This is a genomic window from Bifidobacterium castoris, assembly GCF_003952025.1.
Taxonomy (GTDB): Bacteria; Actinomycetota; Actinomycetes; order Actinomycetales; family Bifidobacteriaceae; genus Bifidobacterium; species Bifidobacterium castoris.
Genome location: NZ_QXGI01000014.1, coordinates 1 through 18,182, shown reverse-complemented (window position 1 = coordinate 18,182; position 18,182 = coordinate 1). Strand labels below are relative to the sequence as shown.

The window sequence follows — 18,182 nt, the reverse complement described above, 5'->3', positions numbered from 1 at the left end:
ACGGCCGCCTCGAGACCCTGCGCGGCATCGCCATGGGATTCGACAACTTCGAACACTACCGCCAACGAAGCCTCATCCACTCCGGAAGAATCAAAGACATCCTTACACACTAAAAAGGGAAGAGCCGGTTAAGTGACAGAATATGTGTCTTATGCGGCGTGAGGTGGTGCGGAAAGGTTGGACTGCGTCGTCGCTATCCTGATTATGCCATGAGGCCCAGTCTGCGTCGTCGTTTGGTGACGCTGGTGCCGTATTGGAGCTTGATGCGTCCGTCGTGGTAGCAGACCACTGTTCGACTAAGACACCTCTGCTGTAAAAGGCGTGAGGAGAGATGTTTTTCACCGCCTCTGCGGTAAGGCGGTGAAAAACATGTGGTTAGTCCGAGTTGGCTCGCTTTGTCGATTGGTAGGCTGTCCACATGCACCAGGTCGCGTAATACAGCCACAGGAGCATGCGGGTTAGATCGCAGTTACGCCACAGCACGATGCACAGTGGCAGCAGCAGCGCCGGTAGAAGCGTCGCCAACGTTTTGCGGTCAGCCCTCCAGCACTGGTATGTCAGCGTCGTCAGACAGGTTACAAGGCCCACGAGGTACACGATTGCATACACGGTGTGGCCACTAGACTGTGAACCCAGCTCGCCTGCCAAACATGTAGCAAAGCCACAGCAGACGATCAGTAGGGGGATTGGAATCTGTTCGTTCTGTCGCGGGCTTGGCGCCAGGGGCGTTGGCTTGTCCGTGGGTCGCATCATCTGATTTCGGATTGCAGAGGCGGCCAACCCCACCGCGCGGTCACGCATACCCCCTTGCGTTTGGCGACGGCACCAACGATCTTGGCTCCGAGGTCCGCGAAGAACGAGGCGCCCAGAAGGCCGATTCCCGCTGCTGCCGCTGCGCCAACCGGACCTCCGAACACTGAGGACAAAGCGGTGAATGCTGCCGCCAGAGCCGCCGGGCTGACCTGTGAGGCCGCAAACAGGGCTGCGGCAAATCCAGCGGTCAAATCCACGTATGACATGTACACTCCGGAACATCCGGCCATGGCGCGTCGCATCGTGGCCATCCCTGTTTTCTGCTTGCCTGTACCCACTGTGGCATGAGCGTCAATGTCTGGGTGAAGCACCTTTTGCGACAAAAACTCATACTGGTCATCGGTGAACCCGAATTGTGTTTGCAGGTCCTCGCGGGAAAGTGTCATGTCCAACTGTTGCCCATCCTCCGTGAAGCGGAAGTATGGCAGGACAGACATTATCTTGTCCAAATTTGCCTGCAATTCATGGTCTACTTCGATATCGCCGGAGACGATACAGTCGCCTGCAGGGGAGGCTTCAATCGCGTTTGCCGATGTGGCGGGCAATATCACGCCCACCATGATCAGCGAAAGAACGCTGGCCAATATCAACCTCAACCTATGCTTGAAAGTCCCTTGTCTTTCCATGGAATGCCCCTTTGCATCTGGAAGATCAAACTTCTTCTATTCCAGAATATCAGGAAACAAAGCGCAGAGCCCATGGTGGAAGCGCCTACAAGAAGTCATATTTTGCCTAATTCAGAACATAGGAATTTGAGAAAGGGCCACTTAACTCCCCATCCGGCGCCGCATAGACCGGAGGGGTGCCGACCGTCAGTCGATCGGCACCCCTCAGTATCATCGCGGTCTCATCGGGCCGCCTCAGTCCATCTGCAGATAGGCCTTCCAGAACCCGACCGATTCCATCCGCGGGGCCGCCGCCAGATATTCACGCGACAGGCGGTCGGCGTGCTTCTTGTAGTAGGCCAGATCGCGCTTGTAGCGTTTCTGCACCTCCTGATAGCGCTTGACGTCCTTGACGCGGATGACGCCCTTGCGTGTCGCCCAATCGATCGCGACGATGATGTTCTCGTTGTGGATCATGCCGGCCGGATACAGCCATCCGGCGCTCGGGATGACCGTGTATTCGACGCGGTCACCGGCGCCGCCGTCCTTGCCGTCGAACTTCTTCACGACAAGCGATCCTGTGCCGAACCGCTGGCCGTTGTGCGTCAGATAATCGAACGCGCGCTGCTTGAGCGTGCGCGGCTCGTCGAAGTCGATGACCTGACGGGTGAGCATGTCCGGATCGAAATCGGTGATGCCCAGCTGCTCGGCCTGCGCACGCAGCTCATCGAAGGACACGAGCTGCTCCTTCTCGCGGTTGGCGCGCATGAAGCATTCCTGCGCGACCGGCTGCATGATGAACTTCGGCCCCTTGAGGAAGTCCTCGAAGCCCTGCAGCGCGAGCTCGGCGTCGGTGTAGTTGAACTTGCGGCACTCGAGATCGACCATATGGTGCAGACTGTGCAGCATCGTCTTCGTGTCGGGCACGAGGCCGGTCGTCATCTGCCCGATCATCTGGTTGCGGATCGTCTGGTAGCGTTCGACGCCGGCGTTGTAGCGGATGTCGAACTTCGCATGCCACACGCAGATGCCGTTCATCGTCATGAACTTCGGATTGCAGCGGATGCCGTACTCGACGTCGTCGAAGCGCACGAAGACCGGCAGCGGCAGGCCGTTGCGCTCGATGACGGCCGTCGGGATCACGCAGTACCACCAGGCGGCGTAGCGGTGCGCGTCCGCGGGCACGCTCAGCTGCTCGTCGTAGCACTCGTTGTACACGACATCGACGAACTTCGTCACCTGCAGCGGTGGCTTCGCCGGCACGCACGAGCCGTCGTAGGTCGAGATGAAGCCGGTGTCCTCCTTCTGGTCCTGCGTGTCCTCGATGTTGAGCATCGCGCCGGAGACGAAGGCCTCGGCGTATTCGTCGTTGACGATGCGCAGCAGGTTGTAGGTGCGCAGGATGCTTTCCGGCGAGACCTCGACGTCGTCGTCCATCAGCAGCACATGCGTCGCCGGCGTCGACTGCTCAAGCGACTCGATCATGCCGCGCGCGAAGCCGCCGGCGCCCCCGACGTTCTCGTTCGGCGTGACCGTCACATGGTCGTCGCTCAGCGCGGCCGCGTCGAGCGTGCTGCCGTTGTCGATGACATGCATCGTCAGATGCTTGGCGATGTCGTAGTCGGAGCCGAGCAGCTCGGTCTTCACAAGCGCGATGTTGCGTTCGATGAACTTCTCCTTGCGGAACGTCGTCGTCGCGATCGCCAGTTCGACGTCACGCGGATCGCCGTCGAACTCGACCTCATACCAGCCGTTGCGGATCGTTGTCTTCGCCTGCGTGGCGATCTGGAATCCGGCGATGACGGTCGTAGGGTCGGTCGTGATGTCGAGCGTCACCTCATGCCACTTGTTGTCGCCGGGCACGTTGGCCGTGACCGATTCGACAAGCTGCGGCTGCATCGACAGACGCTCGGCGCGCGTCTGCTTCAACGTGACCGGCTTCGCGCTCTTGACGTCGATGTGCAGGCGGAACGCCGTCGCTCGCGTGTACTTGAGCAGCTTGAGCACGGACAGCGCGTTGAAGTACGTCGTGAAATCGACGGTGCCGGCGCCCGCGATCGTCCAGTCGCCCGTGCGCGGATCCGGCGTCAGCAGCTGGTCGGTGTGGTAATACATCGTGGGATAGCTCAGCGCACGCGGCTTCGTCTCCAGCAGCACGTTCGCGAATCGAATCGATGACATGGGTCCTCACTTGGTCGTTTGCAGCCTTCAATCACGCTTCAGCATAGTCCGTGCAGCGAAAAAGGTACCGATCCGCCGAGGGTGGACCGCCGCTGCCGAGGCGGCCTCCTATGATGGTCGCATACGCTGGCGCCGTGGCACGGCTACAATGAAGCGACTGGACCCGAAACGAAGAAGGTGCGAGTGAATACGTTGAAGCAACGGTTGAAGGACCGCTACGGATACGCCATGACCGTGTTGCGCGGCCTGGTGAAGACCGATTTCAAAATGCGCTACCAGGGATCGTTCCTCGGCGTGGCATGGTCGGTGCTCAAGCCGCTGATGCTGTTCGCCGTCATGTACGTCGTGTTCGCGAAGTTCATGCGCATGACCGACGGCACGCCGACCTTCCCGGTCGTGCTGCTGCTCGGCATCAGCTCATGGCAGTTTGTCACCGAGACGGTGGGCATCGGCCTGCGCTCGATCGTCGACCGCGGCGACCTGCTGCGCAAAGTGCATTTCCCGAACTACATCGTCGTCGTTTCCGCATCGATCGGCTCGCTGATCTCGCTCGCCATCAACTACGTCGTCGTGCTCATCTTCGCGATCTTCATGCGCGTTGAGTTCACGTGGCGCGTGCTATGGCTGCCGCTCAACGTGCTCGAACTGTACATCATCGCGCTCGCGCTTGCGCTGATGCTCGCCACATTCTACGTGTTCTACCGCGACGTGCTGCACATCTGGGAGGTGCTGCAGCAGATCATCTTCTACGCGATGCCGATCATCTACCCGTTGAGCTTCATCACCGAGAAGCACCCCGAATACAGCGCGATCGCCAATCTCGAGCTGATGAACCCGATCGCGCAGACGATCCAGGACATCCGCCACAACTTCATCGCGCCGGCGACGCAGCCGACGGTCTGGAACACTTTCGGCTCATGGTGGGTGAAGCTTATCCCGGTCGCGATCACCGTGCTGCTGCTGTGGTTCGGCGTGTACGTCTTCCGGAGGAACAGCCGTCGATTCGCGGAGGTGATGTAATTGACGCAGGCAATCGAACAGCATGACGCCGCGGCCGACGAAGCCGCGCAGATCGTCACGATTGACAACTACATGGAGCAGCCGGTCGTGCTCGACGTGAGCCATGTGGAGAAATGGTTCAAGCTGCCGACCGAACAGGCGAGCGGCCTCAAGCAGGCGTTCATCAACTGGACGAAGGGCATCAAGGGCTACAAGAAGCAGCAGGTGCTCAAGGACGTGACGTTCCAGGTGCACCGCGGTGAGTTCTTTGGCATCGTCGGCCGCAACGGCGGCGGCAAGTCGACGCTGCTCAAGATCATCTCGCGGATCTACTATCCGAACAGCGGCTCGGTGCATGTGGAGGGCAAGCTCGTGCCGTTCATCGAACTCGGCGTGGGCTTTAACCCGGAGCTCACCGGCCGCGAAAACGTCTATCTCAACGGCGCGCTGCTTGGTTTCACGCCCGAGGAGGTCGACGCGATGTACGACGACATCGTCGAATTCGCCGAGCTTGAGGACTTCATGGACCAGAAGCTCAAGAACTATTCGAGCGGCATGCAGGTGCGCCTCGCGTTCTCGGTGGCTATCAAGGCGCAGGGCGACATCCTCGTGCTCGACGAGGTGCTTGCGGTGGGTGACGAGGCGTTCCAGCGCAAATGCGACGACTACTTCACGAAGGTGCGCCAGGACCCGACGAAGACCGTCATCCTCGTCACCCATGACATGAGCGCCGTCAAACGCTACTGCACGCGCGCGATGTTCATCCAGGACGGCGAGGTTGCAGTAATTGGCGACAAGGAAAGCGTCGCTGAGCGTTATACGCTAGATAATCTCGAGGCGGAGAAGCGCAAGAAGGAACAGGAGCGTGCGCGTATCGCAAATGATCCCAACGCCTATCCTAATGGTTTGAATGCACGTTGCCCGTTGCTCCGAACATACGCGATATCATCACCCATGTGTACAACGAGTGATCGTTTCCGCTTCGCGGTGGAATATCAGTATGATGAACCAGAAGATTTTTATATCGCTATTGCGATGAATGATATTCGTCGCGGCGGTATAACATTCGATTCAGGCCCAAAACGTTTTAAGATGAAGCATCGCGGGCATCATACCGCAATATTTGAAATACCATTGAATCTGTTTAATGACGGCGAATTCCGTTTGATTGCTTCGTTGCGTACTCCTACGCCGGGTGATGACGCAATGACAGATGCCGTGGCGGTAGCACTTGACGATAATTCTTGCACATTCGTTATACGAGACAAGGATAACAAGGATAGTTATGCTCTTATCAATGATCGATCTTTGGAGTTTGTTGAGATTGAGCAGCGATAATCATATTATCGTTATCGCCGGATTGTGGCAAGCTTATTGACGAGCGTATGTATGGGCTTAACGATTGCGTGGCCCATACGGTAGCTCGTCGAATCATAGACGCACTGAACAAGACGGTCAAGCTCGCTGATTCTGGACTGCTGTTGCTTGACCTCTTGTTCTAATTCGTGTGCATGTTTGCCGGCGGAGAGTAGTTCCTCTTCCAGAGAGGCTTGTGTGGCTTCAAGCTCGTCCTTGCGGTGATTGACCCATATCTCATAATCCCAATAGCGATAGAATCTCCATGCAAAACGCATCTGTGATGCAAGCGTCAAATAATAACCTCCAAACGGAAATTGTATTTCGCTACGAGGTTGAACGTTAGTAAGTAAATCTATAAGTGCTTCTTCAATGTTGTAATCTTTTTGCCATTGATTGCGATGAGATTGATAGTACTTTACTGCGTCTGTGTATGAGTTCACGACGTCATGGGCAATATACTCCGCAGTGAGGCGTTGGCCTCCTCGGCCGGAAAAGTTGAGCGCGGAGCATATTTGGAAATTATCAGAGTCCAAATATCCGAATCCGCCGAATTGATCATATATGTATACAGGCTTGCCGGCACAAAGGCAATACTGGACGGTCTTCCCTATAGTGATAATTGCGTCGTACCGTTCCAATACGGCGGGTGTAACCTCCTCTACCGTCCCTTGCTTGCCGATGATATCAGTGGTGATGCCTTGCTCTTCCAGCAGTCGCTGGGCCTTGAGCAGCTCATCAGGTACATGGTTGGATATGATGGCGATGCGCTGTGGTGTATCGATGGCAGTGGGAATTGGGGCAATTGTATTAAAGGCCGAGGGGGCAGGATTCGCGAAAATACGCTGGGGAACAGCATGGTTGAGGGACTTTTGGTAGAAGGGTTGCAACTTCTCTTTACACTCCTCGGAGACAAAGACCTCAAGCGATGCGGTGCTTTCTTCCAATGACATGATGTACGGCTGCTCGCCTGGCGCATAATCCACGGCTGACATATGGTTATAGATAAATGCAGCCGGTTTTTTCCCGGCTGGTATGCCATGTTCGTTGATCTGCTGAAGCTGATCAACGAAGGACATGGGGAGCAACTGTGAATGAATCCATACATAACATAATCATAGTCATAGATGCTGTAGTGCTGCTTCTCGTCGATGACTACGGGGATACCACGGCTTTCAAACATAGCCCGCGCCGGTTCTGTGAAGGATGAAGAGAGAACAAGCACGTCAGCGCCCAAATGTTGTAATGCCTCGGCAACCTGAACACAGACGACCGTTGAGCCCATGATTTCCGAAATCAATGGATGGGTGATGAGTACGCGCTTGCCTTTAAGGTCCATTCTTCAAGTATAAGCTAGGTGCCGCTATTCCACCGTCTATGAGGGGATTGAAACGTTCTGGGCCCATTGCGATCATCCGAACCGGTCGCTACCATCGGCGTGTTCGCTACGCAGCCCTGTTGCAATCACCTCGTGCGCGTCTGGGCACGGGGATGATCGCAACAGGCCCGGAGTGCGCCCTCAGCCGCGGAAGATCCGCTCCCACATCGCGACGCTGCCGAGATTCGCGGCCTTGTAGTCGGCGGCCAGCCGGTCCCATCGCTTGAAGAACTCCTTGGACAGGAACAGTCCGCGCTTGAACTGCTTGCGGAACAACGCGTTGTCGCGCCGGCACCAAGCGGCCGAATTGCCGTCCGCCGACGTCACGAGCACCGACGACGCCCCGCGGAACGCACGCCATGTGGCGTCCTTGGCCGTGATCGCGCGCTGCGGGCGCTTGTCCGCCGTGCCGTCGCGGTTCGTCGTCAGCGATTCGAAGACGGCGCGGAAGCATTCCTGCTGCACCTGCTGTTTGCTTTTCGGCTTGCCGTGCGGCTCGTATTCGACCGTCGCCTCGGGGAAATCGGTGATGTTCGCGCGCGTATCGGTGTCACTGAAGCCGCGGCGCGCCTCGCGGGCCGTGGCCAACGCCGTCGGCAGCGCATCGATCATGTACTGCGGTCCGCGCATGACGTCGCGCATCGCCAGATGCCGCAGTTTGACGCCGGAGTAGACAAGCCGCAGTCCCAGGTTCGCGTCGCCGTAGGCCATCTGGTACATCATCTGCCACTTCGGACGGTCGATGTGCAGCAGCGCGCAGACCCAGCGGTTGCGGTTGTTGAAATACTCCTCCCAGGAACGTCCCGGATCCTTGTCATGCCAGGCCTGATGCCATACCGCGACTCCCGGCAGGCTCACCGTGGCGTAGCCGTGCTCCTTGGCGCGCAGACCGTATTCGATGTCGTCGAATTTGATGAAGGCCGGCATCGACAGGCCGATCTCCTCCATGACTGCGGTCGGGACCAGACACAGCCACCAGCCGTTGAAATCGGCGTCGAAACGACGGTGCAGCTTCGGGCAGTCGCGCAGCGGGAACTGCGCGTAGTCATGGTTGTATTCGGCGCCGACGCACGGGAACATGCGCACCTCGGTCTTGTCGAATCGCTCGCCCTGCGCATACATGACGGTGCGGTTGTCGAGATGCAGCATGCCTCCGCCGACGATCGTCGGCGTCGAGCAGTAGTCGGCGAACTGCACGGCGCGGATGACCGATTCCGGCTCGCTGATCGCGTCGTCGTCGAGCAGCATCGTGTAGGCGGCGCGCCCGGCCTTGAGCGTTTCGAACATGCCGCGAGAGAAGCCGCCGGAGCCGCCGAGGTTCGCCTGCTGGATGTAGGTGAGCTGGTCGCCGAGCGCGGCGCTCACCTCCGAGAACCCCGGCTGGTCGCAGACATGGTCGGTGCCCTGGTCGGTGCAGTAGATCGTGTCGAGGCGCGCGCGCACGTTGCCGTCGGCGGCGATCGCGCGCAGCTGGCGCAGGCAGTAGGGGGCGCGGTTGAACGTGGCGATCGCGATCGAGAACGGTCGTGTTTCGGCCTCGCGGCGCGCCGATCGCGGCACCGCCCACCGCGCATCGGCGATGTGCAGTTCGGCGTCGATGTCCGCCTTCGCGTCGAACCAGAAGAAGCCGCCGTCGAGCAGCCCGTCCATCGTGATGTCGACGCTCACCGTCGTCGCCTTGTCCGGCGCGTCGACCGGTATCTCCCGCACCGGGTGGATCAGGCCGCGGCCGGTGGAGCGCATCAACTGCAGCATGCCGGTGCCTCGCACGTCGGCGGTGAAGCGGACCGAATCCACCTTCGTCCAACGGCGCCAGTAGCTCGCCGGGAACGCGTTGAAATACGTGCAGAACGACGCATGACGGCCCGCGTGCACGGTGACGGCGGTGCGGCCGTCGACCGAGAACACCTGCGACGACGTGTCCGCGGACGTGCGTCGGCTTGCGTTGAGCAGCCGGCGCACGTCCGCCTCGTTCATCGCGGCGAAGTCGAGCGAATAGAAATCAGCGAACGCGTTGACGACGTCGTCGCTGAGCACCGGACGCGTCCATGCGATCGCGTACAGCGGCATCGTCATGTCCGCGTCGGTCGTCGGGAACACGACGCGGTCGACGGTCTCCCAATTGCGCTCATCGTGCCGGTCGTCGTGCTGTTGCGAAAGAGTCACTGCCATACCCGCCCATAGTAGTAGGGGAGGCGGCCGTCGGCGGCGGAACACCGCCACCGACGGCCGCCGGCTCGCTCACTGCTTCGGCAGGTCCATGAATCCCATGGCGTGCAGATAGTTCTTGCCCATCATCATGTCGTACTGCACGATGCGGTAGTCGTCGAGCAGCTGCTTCGCCTTCTTCGAGAACTGCTTCGGGTCCATCTCCTTGCCTTCGGCGTCGAGATAGGTGACCGACGCGTCGGCCGACCAGGTGCCGCCATTCGTCACGGCGCGCGACAGCGCAGGGATCTCTTTGTGCAGTTCGGTGAGCAGCGCGAGGTACGGCGAGACGCGCGCGTTGAGCTGCTGCGCCGTCTGCGCCATGAAATAGTTCGACGACGAATACGCCGCATCGGCCGCCGGCAGTTTCGCGTCGTGCGCCGCGGACGCCTTGTTCGACCAGATGAAGTAATCCGTCTCGTGCAGCGCGAGACTGTTCTTCGGGTCGTTGACGGCGGTCGTGTAGATGCCGGGCAGATGGTCGCCGTAGAAGACGACGGTGATCGGCTTGTCGATCGCGTCGAGCTCGTCGAGGAACTGCTTCGTCGCCTCGTCGGTGCGCTGCAGGCCTTTCGCATAGTTGGCGATGACGTCCTTCTCTCCGTCCGGCACCGACGATTCGTTCGCGGCGAAGAACTCGTTCTCGTCGCCGTAGATTCCCGGATACGGCGCGTGGTTCTGCATCGTGACGAGTTCGATGAACTGCGCCGGCTTGTCCGCGGCCGCGTTCGCCTTCACCTCGTCGATGACGTTGCGGTACGCCTGCTCGTCGGTGACGGTGTCCGACTTGCCGCTCTGGCCCTGATAGGTGCCGGCGTGCGCGATCTTCGGGTCGCTGTCGAGCGTGTACAGATGGGAGAAGCCGAACTTCCTGTAGTTCGCGTTGCGCAGGTAGAAGCGTTGCAGGAACGGGTGGAAGCCGACCGAGCAGGAGTCGGAGCCGCAGGCGTCGTTCCACATCTGGTTGAAGGAGAACACCTCCGGACGCGTCGGCAGCAGCTGCTGGTACGGGGAGAGCAGCGACCCGTTGAAGTTGGCCATCGACAGGCCGGTCATCTGCTGGAACTCGATGTTGGCGGTGCCGCCGCCGTAGCCGGGCGACAGCATCAGGCCGCTCGTCGCGACTTCGCCGAGCGCGCGCACGTTCGGCATCGGGTCGACGTTGAAGTGGACGCCGGGGACGCGGTTCGGGTCGGAGAAGGTCTCCGAGAGCACGTTGATGACGGTCGTGTCGGTGAGCGTCGCGTCGCGTTCGGCGTTGATCTCCTGCGCCTGCTTCGCGTAGCGGTCGTTGATCGTCTGCATCATCGCCTCGTCGTAGCCGGGCTCCTCCTCCATCGCCTTGACGCGCGTGAGCGACAGGAAGGTCGTCGCGGCGCCGTTCGCGCGCGCGTCGTCGCCGACGTTCCAGATGATCGGGGAGTAGCCGATCTGGTTGACGAACTCACGGATCCGCGAATGCGCCGACGACAGGCCGCCGGCGTAGCCGACGATCAGCCAGACGCTCATCACCGGTGCAAGGATACGGCAGATGTTGCCGAAGACGTTCTTCACGTTCTTGATCGGGTGGAGCCACGAACAGTGGATGAACGCGCGCCGGCGGTCGAGGAACTGCAGCACGATGCAGATGACGACGAACCAGACTATCAGCGGCACGCCGTGGTCGATGATCGGCCTGTACTCGTCGGTGACGAAGGACGCGACGTTCTCGCCGCCGCCCCCGCCGCCGAGGAAGCCCAGATCGGAAGGCAGGATCGGCTCGGTGCGCATCGCGTACTTGATCTTGCAGGCAAAGGCGTAGACGCCGGCGAACGCGCCGAAGACGGCTGTGCCGACCCAGAAGCGGTTGATGACGGTCACGCACACGAGGTAGATCATCGCGAGCGCGAAGAAGTTGAGGATGCCGGCCGCCGACGACAGGCTGTGGTACGAGCTGTCGAGGATCTGGCGGAGGAACGAACGCTTGAGCTCGGGATCGTACATGTGCTTCGTGTCGATGCTCCACAGCAGCATCATGTCGGCGACGAGCACAAGCGCGAATGCGACGCACAGATACGCGCCGTACGAGAATTTCGGACGCTTGCTCCAGATCCGGTAGAACTTCGTATCGGTGAAACGCCCCCATTGCCGTTTGACCGTCTTGATCGGATGGAAGCCGCCCGCCGCGGCCGCTGCGGACGCCGGATTGGTCGTGTCGTCGGAAGCGCCGGCGTCCGTGTCTTCGGCGTCGGGTTTTGCGGATTCGTCGGGTTCCGCGGTCCCGGTTGCGGCGGCGTCCGTCGCATCGGCGTCCGCGGCGTCTTCGGATGCGCGGTCCACCTCATCGGTCGCCGCGGCGGACATGTCGTCGTCTGCGTCGTCGTCGGTCGCGGTGCCGTCGTTTGCAGCGTCCGCAGCGACGGCATGCTCTCCGTCGGCGTCCGCCGTCGTTTCGCCGACGGTCGTCGCGTCGACGGCGTCCAGATCGATGATCTCGACGCCCTCGACCTCGACGGCGGTCTCGTCCGCGGCGTCGGAACATTGGCTCGTCGCCTTCGGCAGCTCGGAATCACGCATCGTGCTTGGGCCTTTCTGAACAGGATCGCAACGGCTGGAACACCGCATGCGGCAAACGGCATCAAGGGAACGGCGCCCCACACCACGCTCCGCAGACGGGGCGCACGGTGTCGCGACGCCACCGCGTTCCCGCTTCACGACAGGTCATTGTACCGGCGCCGGTTGATGAGCGGCCCCCCCGATGACCATCCGCGCCGCCGCTGCGGTCGCCTCGTCCCCGCGGGCGATCCGCCGGCCCATGCCGCCCATATAATGGCGGCTATGCAATACTCAGTGACCGCGGTCGTCGTCTCTTACAACCGCGCGCAGCTGCTCGAAGAGTGCCTCGACGGCATCCTCGACCAGACGCGCCGGCCCGACCGTATCATCATCGTCGACAATGCGAGCACCGACGGCGCACGCCGGATCGCCCACGACTTCGCCGAACATTCGCCGATCGCCACCAAGGTCATCGGACTGCCGGAGAACCTCGGCGGCGCCGGCGGCTTCTGCGCCGGCATCGCCTATGCGGTGGGCCGGGGCATGGGCAAGAAGCCGCCGGCGCCCGGCGTCGCCGACTACCTGTGGGTGATGGACGACGACACGGTGCCGACGCCTGGCGCGCTCGCCGCGCTGCTCGACGCCTCCGACCTGTGCATCGAGACGAACGGCTGCCTGCCGACGGTCCTCGGCTCGAAGGCCGTATGGGTCGACGGCCGTGAACATCGGATGAACCGACCGCATCCGCGCGCCGCGCTCGCGAAAGGCGCGCGCACGATGCGCGACGGCGCGTTCCAGGTGCGTTCGCTCTCCTTCGTCTCCTGCCTGATCAACGCCGGAGCCGTCCGCGGCCTGCACCGGCTGCCGGTCAGCGCGTTCTTCCTGTGGAACGACGACTTCGAATACACGAGCGCGCTGCTGCGCAACGGCATCGGCTACTATGTGCCGACGAGCGAAGTCGTCCACAAGACGAAGCGCTTCGGCTCCTCCGACGCCGATCCCGGCGCGCGCTTCTACAACGAGGTCCGCAACAAGATCTGGATGTTCCGGTTCCACGGCGACGACTTCACGATCGCCGGCAGGCTCACGCTGCTGCTGAAGACGGTGCGCCGATGGGCCTTCACATGGCTGTGCGCCGGCGACCGCGCGCAGATCACGCAGTGCCTGCGCGACGGATGGCATGACGGATGGAAGACAAGGCCAGCGACGAACAGCGCGATCTTCGCCGACGTCTACCCGCCGATCGCGACGTACGTCGACCGGATCGAGGTCTGAACGCGGGCGGCGGCGTCGGCGTGCGGATGATGCTGATGGGCGCCGCCGCTGCGCTGACGTTACCGTGTTGACATCAGCGCGCGGTCGTCACTGCGCGGACTGTGCGTCGTCGGCGTGTGTGCGCGGCGCCGCGCTGTGCCGGCCGCGTTTCGGCGGCTGCGGCGGCTGCGGTGAGGCGGCGATCTCGGTGTTGTGCCGCGACGTCATCGACCGGTACATGCGCTTGCGCAGCGGCGTCGGAATCACACGATAGATGGCGCGGATGAACACGTTGCGCAGGAACTGCCACGGCGTCGTGAAGCCGTCGCGCACGAAACGCCACTGCAGCCGCAGCTCCTCGCGGAACATCTCGCCGCCGCCCCGGCGCTCGTAGGCAGCTTCGTTCGTGCGGTACAGCACGAGCGCCTGCGGCACGTTGAGGAACTGCGCATGGGCGAGCATCAGCCGCTCCCACAGCATGTAATCCTCGAACCGGCCGGAATCCTCGGGGTAGCCGCCGGCGTCGAGCACCGCCGACTTGCGGAAGACGACGCTCGGATGGTGCACCGGCGACTGCATGCGCGCATAGCGCTCAAGGTCGGATCCCTCGGCGGGCAGCATGCGGATCTGCCCCGGTTCGTCCTCGTCGTCGCTGAACTCGCGAATCGCGCTGCCCATCACGTCGATCGGGCGACGCGACTGCGCGTTCGTATGCGCGGCGTTCGAACGGCGCACGAACAGCGGGATGAGCGTCGCGAAACGGTGCGGCAGCGAGACGTCGTCGCTGTCGGCGCGTGCGACGATGTCGTACGCGCAGTATCGCAGGCCGACGTTGAGCGCATGCGCGAGGCCACCATTCTCGTCGAGCGGCACGATCGTCACCTCGGGCACCGGCATGTCGGGATGCTCGGCGGTGAACCACACGGACATCGTCGACTGCAAGGTGTCGAGATAGCGCTGCACCGGATCCTGCACGACGCCGTCGCGTACGATGACGACCTGCGACGGCGGCAGCGTCTGCTCGATCGTGCTCGACTGGACGGAACGCTCCACCTCGCGCAACGAATTACCCCCGTATACCGCCATCAGCAGCGTGAAGGGGGGCGTCGTCTCCCGGCGTTCCGTTTGGTCCATGCAACCTATCGTAAACCACGGCCGTGGCTGCCTGCCGTGCCCTATGCGCGCAGCCGGCGGCCTCGGACGGCGGAATCGGCAGTCCCATGCGGTATGCGCGCGACGTTGCCCCGTCGTGTGCATACCGCGTTTTAAGCTGGTGCCGAATGTGCGCCGCGGCTTGTCACGACGGCGCGGCAGCGGGGACGTCCCGGCGGCAACGCGTTGCGGACGTCACCGATTCGTATGTTTTTCGGAAGGACATCTATGACCTCGAACGAGCGCAACGCCATGCCCGACCTGGTGATCGTCGGCGCCGGTATCTTCGGCCTGACCATCGCGCAGCAGGCCGTCGAGAAACTCGGCGCGCATGTGACGATCATCGACGTGCGCGACCACATCGGAGGCAACGCCTACTCGTACATGGATCCGGAGACCGGCGCCGAGATCCACAAGTACGGCGCGCATCTGTTCCACACGTCGAACGAACGCGTCTGGGATTACGTGAACCGCTTCACGACCTTCACCGACTATGTGCACCGCGTCTACGCGACACATGACGGTGAGGTGTTCCCGTTGCCGATCAATCTGGGCACGATCAACCAGTTCTTCCGCGCGAACTACACGCCGGCGCAGGCGAAGGCGCTCATCGAGGAGCAGGCGGGCGAGCTCGCCGGCACCGATCCGGCGAACCTCAACGACCAGGGCATCTCGCTGATCGGCCGTCCGCTGTACGAGGCGTTCATCAAGAACTACACGGCCAAGCAGTGGCAGACCGACGCGAGCGAGCTGCCGGCGAGCATCATCAAGCGTCTGCCGGTGCGCTTCAACTACAACAACCGCTACTTCAAGGACACGTGGGAGGGTCTGCCGACGGACGGTTACACGGCTTGGCTCGAGCGGATGATCGACGACCCGCGCATCACCGTGCAGCTTGAGACCGACTTCTTCGATGAGACGCAGCCGCTCAACAAGAAGGCGCTGCTCGAGGCGGGCGTGCCGATCGTCTACACCGGACCGATCGACCGCTACTTCGACTACGACCTCGGCGAGCTCAAGTGGCGTACCGTCGATTTCAAGGAAGTGCGCTACGACGAGGGCGACCATTTCGGCTGCCCGGTCATGAACTTCTCCGATGCCGACGTGCCGTACACGCGCGCGATCGAGTTCAAGAACTTCAATCCGGAGCGCGCCGCCGAACAGAACCCGGACAGGACCGTCGTCTGGGAGGAGTACTCGCGCTTCGCCGACCGCGACGACGAGCCGTACTACCCGATCAACACCGATGACGACAAGGCGCTGTATGCGCGGTACAAGGCGAAGGCCGAAGCCGAGCCGAAGGTCGTGTTCGGCGGCCGCCTCGGCACCTACGCGTACTACGACATGGATCAGGTGTTCAACCAGGCGCTGATCTCCTTCGAAAACCAGGTCGCGCCGCTGCTCGCGCAGCGCTGAGCGCCGCTTCGGCATGACGCCGCCGTGACGGCGAGGGCCGGGCATGATCCGGGATGGATCATGCCCGGCCCTCGTGTTTCGTCCGGTCCCATCGGCGCTTTCCGCCGCCGTCAACGCGTCACGTCGATGACGAAGGGGCTCGCCGGCAGCGCATCGTTGTACAGCAGCCGTCGCGCCTGCGGATCGTTCGCGTAGAGGTAGCGCACGGAGCGGATCGCGTCGACGCCGTCCGACTGCAGCACGACGGTGTCGCCTTCGATCGTCGCCCGCGCCGGCACGAAGGCGCCGTCGGCTCCGGCGACCTCGAATCCTTCGGGCTCACCGTCCGCCGGCGTCGCGATGTCGTCGACGCCGGCGCCGACGTCGCGTTTCGGCATGCGCACGTTGAGCGCGTCGGCGGTCCCATCGGCGAAGCGCAGCCGCACCGTGCCCGGCTTCACCGCGACCGCTGTCGCCTTCTCGATGATCGGCCCGTTCGGCACCGCTTCGTCGTGCGCCATCGCGAGCCACTGCGCGGCCATGCGCGCGCCGAGCACGTCCTTGCCGAGCGGATGGATGACGGCCTCGGTGCCCTTGTCTGTGTCGATCGCGACGGTCATCGCGACATGGTCGCGGTTCGCGAGCCCCTCGTCGCCGAGCACGTCGAGCTGCCGCTGACGGATGCCCCGGAAATCCTTGTCCGTCGCGTAACGCGCGAGCTGCACGTAGAGGAACGGCAGGTCGGCGTCGTCGAAATCCTCGCGGTACTGGTTGATGAGCGCGACCATCCGCTGCGTGTAGGCGTTGGCGTCCACGGCGCGCGCGGCGTCGTTGCAGCCTTGATACCACAGGATGCCGGCGAGGCGCAGGCCGCGCAACGGCTTGATGTGGCTCGCGTAGATGTCGCCGTCCGCTTCGTGGCGCGCGATGCCGGTGCCGCCCCATGCCGTCTGCACGACGCCGACCGGGATTCGCGGATGCGCCTGACGCACCCGTGCGGCGAACTGCTGCGCGAGCAGGCTCATCGCCCGCACATGCTCCGCGTCCTGCGCCGGCAGCCAGCGGCCGTTCGTGACGGCGCGCGCCGGGAATCCGACGTCGCCTCCCACACGGTCGGCGGCGACGAAGCGCACGTCGGCGTCGACGACCGGTTCCGGCAGGTCGGCCATCGTGAACCGGCCGCCGAGATTGCTCTGCTGCGCATCCGCGTCGCCGTAGTACTGGTCGACGTTGAGCTCCATGTTCGACTGGCCGGCCGCGAGGAAGACGTCGCCGAAGACGACGTTCGCGAGCACACGCACCGGCGTCGCACCGTCGCGGAACTCGATGACGTACGGCGTCGTCGAGCCTGCGGTCGGTGTGAACTCGGCGGTGAAGGCGCCGTCGTCGCCCACATGCGTGACCGCCTCCTTCGTGCCGTCGGCGCTGATAGCGCGCACGTTGAAGTCATCGAACGCGGCGCGGCGCGTCCGGTCGCCGGCATGCGACGACGACGCTGGGTTGACGGTACCGCGCACCGTGAGCGGCGCGTCGCGTTGGAAAACCATGTTGTCGCCGTAGTAGCCGGGCAGTGTGACCGTCATGCCGCTGCCGTGCTGCGTGGCGACGACCGCCGATTCGCCGCCTTGCCGGCCGTCCGCGCCGGTCCGCATCAGCACGCCGACCACGATGGCGGCGATGGCGACGACGGCAGCCAGCACGACCCAGACGATCGCGGCGCGCCAATGCGCGCGCAGTGTGGTGTTCCCCGGTTCCGCGGTGGCTGTTTCCGCGTCGGGGGCGGGTGTGTGGCTGCCCGGCTTGTTCGGTTCCCCTGACTGCTGTCTGCTCATGTCTCCATAGTGACCTACCGAGTTGACGATGGGTCGAAGTCGTCCATGCCGCGTAGGCGTCCTTGGGCGCCCCCGTTTCCTCGGTTTCCTCACCATGCGATCCTCTCGGGTGCGGTTCGTGGTTGGGTTGTTCGCTTGGGTGTGGTTTGCGTTGGTGGGTGGTGTGGTTTGCGTTGGTGGTGTTTGTTGGTGTGGGGTTTGGTGTGGGTGGTGTTTTGGGTGTGGGTGGTGTTTGTTGGGGTGTTGGTGGTTGTGTTGGTGTGGTTGCGACACGCCGTGGAGGTGTTGTGGTTGTTGGGTTTTGTGGTTGTGGGTTGCGTTTGTGGTGGGGGTGGTGTAAGTTTTCTTCTTGCTGCCGGTTGGTGAGCTTCGGGACTGGGTTCCGGTGTGATCTGGCTGTGTGTGGTGGTTTGAGAACTCAATAGTGTGTACTGTACTACTTCATCATGCGACCCTTTTTGTGGTTGTGTGGTG

Annotated in this window: 11 protein-coding genes; 4 read left to right on the top strand and 7 right to left on the bottom strand. The window is 62.3% G+C overall.

What is annotated here, in order from left to right; translation table 11 throughout:
* Positions 1-749: 749 nt before the first annotated feature.
* Positions 750-1,439: a hypothetical protein gene (locus D2E22_RS10280; protein ID WP_126032986.1), complete on the bottom strand. Its 690-nt coding sequence runs from the start codon at positions 1,437-1,439 to the stop codon at positions 750-752.
* A gap of 234 nt (positions 1,440-1,673) precedes the next feature.
* Positions 1,674-3,599: a glycosyltransferase family protein gene (locus D2E22_RS10275; protein ID WP_126032985.1), complete on the bottom strand. Its 1,926-nt coding sequence runs from the start codon at positions 3,597-3,599 to the stop codon at positions 1,674-1,676.
* A 183-nt stretch (positions 3,600-3,782) separates the two neighbouring features.
* On the opposite strand from D2E22_RS10275, the gene D2E22_RS10270 reads away from it, so the two are divergent.
* A complete protein-coding gene (locus D2E22_RS10270) occupies positions 3,783-4,619 on the top strand; it encodes an ABC transporter permease (protein ID WP_338142163.1) in 837 nt (278 codons plus the stop codon).
* The gene (locus tag D2E22_RS10265; RefSeq protein WP_126032984.1) at positions 4,620-5,936 is read left to right on the top strand and encodes an ABC transporter ATP-binding protein; all 1,317 of its coding nucleotides are present in this window, start codon (positions 4,620-4,622) and stop codon (positions 5,934-5,936) included.
* 11 nt (positions 5,937-5,947) lie between these two features.
* On the opposite strand, the gene D2E22_RS10260 is transcribed toward D2E22_RS10265, so the two are convergent.
* The 3 genes from D2E22_RS10260 to D2E22_RS10250 all read right to left on the bottom strand — a co-directional run bounded on the left by D2E22_RS10260 (position 5,948) and on the right by D2E22_RS10250 (position 12,096).
* Positions 5,948-7,033 (bottom strand): hypothetical protein, encoded by a 1,086-nt coding sequence (locus tag D2E22_RS10260; RefSeq protein WP_126032983.1) that lies wholly within the window; start codon positions 7,031-7,033, stop codon positions 5,948-5,950.
* Between the two features lie 440 nt (positions 7,034-7,473).
* The gene (locus D2E22_RS10255) at positions 7,474-9,504 is read right to left on the bottom strand and encodes a glycosyltransferase (RefSeq protein WP_241218406.1); all 2,031 of its coding nucleotides are present in this window, start codon (positions 9,502-9,504) and stop codon (positions 7,474-7,476) included.
* Positions 9,505-9,573: 69 nt separating this feature from the next.
* Entirely contained in the window at positions 9,574-12,096 is a 2,523-nt protein-coding gene (locus tag D2E22_RS10250; RefSeq protein WP_241218405.1) for an LTA synthase family protein, read from the bottom strand.
* A gap of 261 nt (positions 12,097-12,357) precedes the next feature.
* Here D2E22_RS10250 and D2E22_RS10245 point away from each other — a divergent pair, with 261 nt between their 5' ends.
* Positions 12,358-13,350, top strand: a complete 993-nt coding sequence (locus D2E22_RS10245) for a glycosyltransferase (RefSeq protein WP_126032982.1) — start codon at positions 12,358-12,360, stop codon at positions 13,348-13,350.
* A gap of 87 nt (positions 13,351-13,437) precedes the next feature.
* Here the strand turns inward: D2E22_RS10245 and D2E22_RS10240 are convergent, their stop codons facing one another.
* The gene (locus tag D2E22_RS10240; RefSeq protein WP_126032981.1) at positions 13,438-14,463 is read right to left on the bottom strand and encodes a glycosyltransferase; all 1,026 of its coding nucleotides are present in this window, start codon (positions 14,461-14,463) and stop codon (positions 13,438-13,440) included.
* A 246-nt stretch (positions 14,464-14,709) separates the two neighbouring features.
* Here D2E22_RS10240 and glf point away from each other — a divergent pair, with 246 nt between their 5' ends.
* The gene (gene glf / locus D2E22_RS10235) at positions 14,710-15,897 is read left to right on the top strand and encodes a UDP-galactopyranose mutase (protein ID WP_126032980.1); all 1,188 of its coding nucleotides are present in this window, start codon (positions 14,710-14,712) and stop codon (positions 15,895-15,897) included.
* A gap of 110 nt (positions 15,898-16,007) precedes the next feature.
* Here the strand turns inward: glf and D2E22_RS10230 are convergent, their stop codons facing one another.
* Positions 16,008-17,708 carry a sialate O-acetylesterase gene (locus D2E22_RS10230; protein ID WP_164518513.1) on the bottom strand — a complete coding sequence of 567 codons (1,701 nt, stop codon included), beginning with the start codon at positions 17,706-17,708 and terminating at the stop codon, positions 16,008-16,010.
* Between the last annotated feature and the right edge of the window lie 474 nt (positions 17,709-18,182).

Bases quoted from the DNA above. Each gene is read 5' to 3' on its own strand.
- D2E22_RS10280 (WP_126032986.1), bottom strand. From the start codon at position 1,439: ATGGAAAGACAAGGGACTTTCAAGCATAGGTTGAGGTTGATATTGGCC.
- D2E22_RS10275 (WP_126032985.1), bottom strand. From the start codon at position 3,599: ATGTCATCGATTCGATTCGCGAACGTGCTGCTGGAGACGAAGCCGCGT.
- D2E22_RS10260 (WP_126032983.1), bottom strand. From the start codon at position 7,033: ATGTCCTTCGTTGATCAGCTTCAGCAGATCAACGAACATGGCATACCA.
- D2E22_RS10255 (WP_241218406.1), bottom strand. From the start codon at position 9,504: ATGGCAGTGACTCTTTCGCAACAGCACGACGACCGGCACGATGAGCGC.
- D2E22_RS10250 (WP_241218405.1), bottom strand. From the start codon at position 12,096: ATGCGTGATTCCGAGCTGCCGAAGGCGACGAGCCAATGTTCCGACGCC.
- D2E22_RS10245 (WP_126032982.1), top strand. From the start codon at position 12,358: ATGCAATACTCAGTGACCGCGGTCGTCGTCTCTTACAACCGCGCGCAG.
- D2E22_RS10240 (WP_126032981.1), bottom strand. From the start codon at position 14,463: ATGGACCAAACGGAACGCCGGGAGACGACGCCCCCCTTCACGCTGCTG.
- glf (WP_126032980.1), top strand. From the start codon at position 14,710: ATGACCTCGAACGAGCGCAACGCCATGCCCGACCTGGTGATCGTCGGC.
- D2E22_RS10230 (WP_164518513.1), bottom strand. From the start codon at position 17,708: ATGAGCAGACAGCAGTCAGGGGAACCGAACAAGCCGGGCAGCCACACA.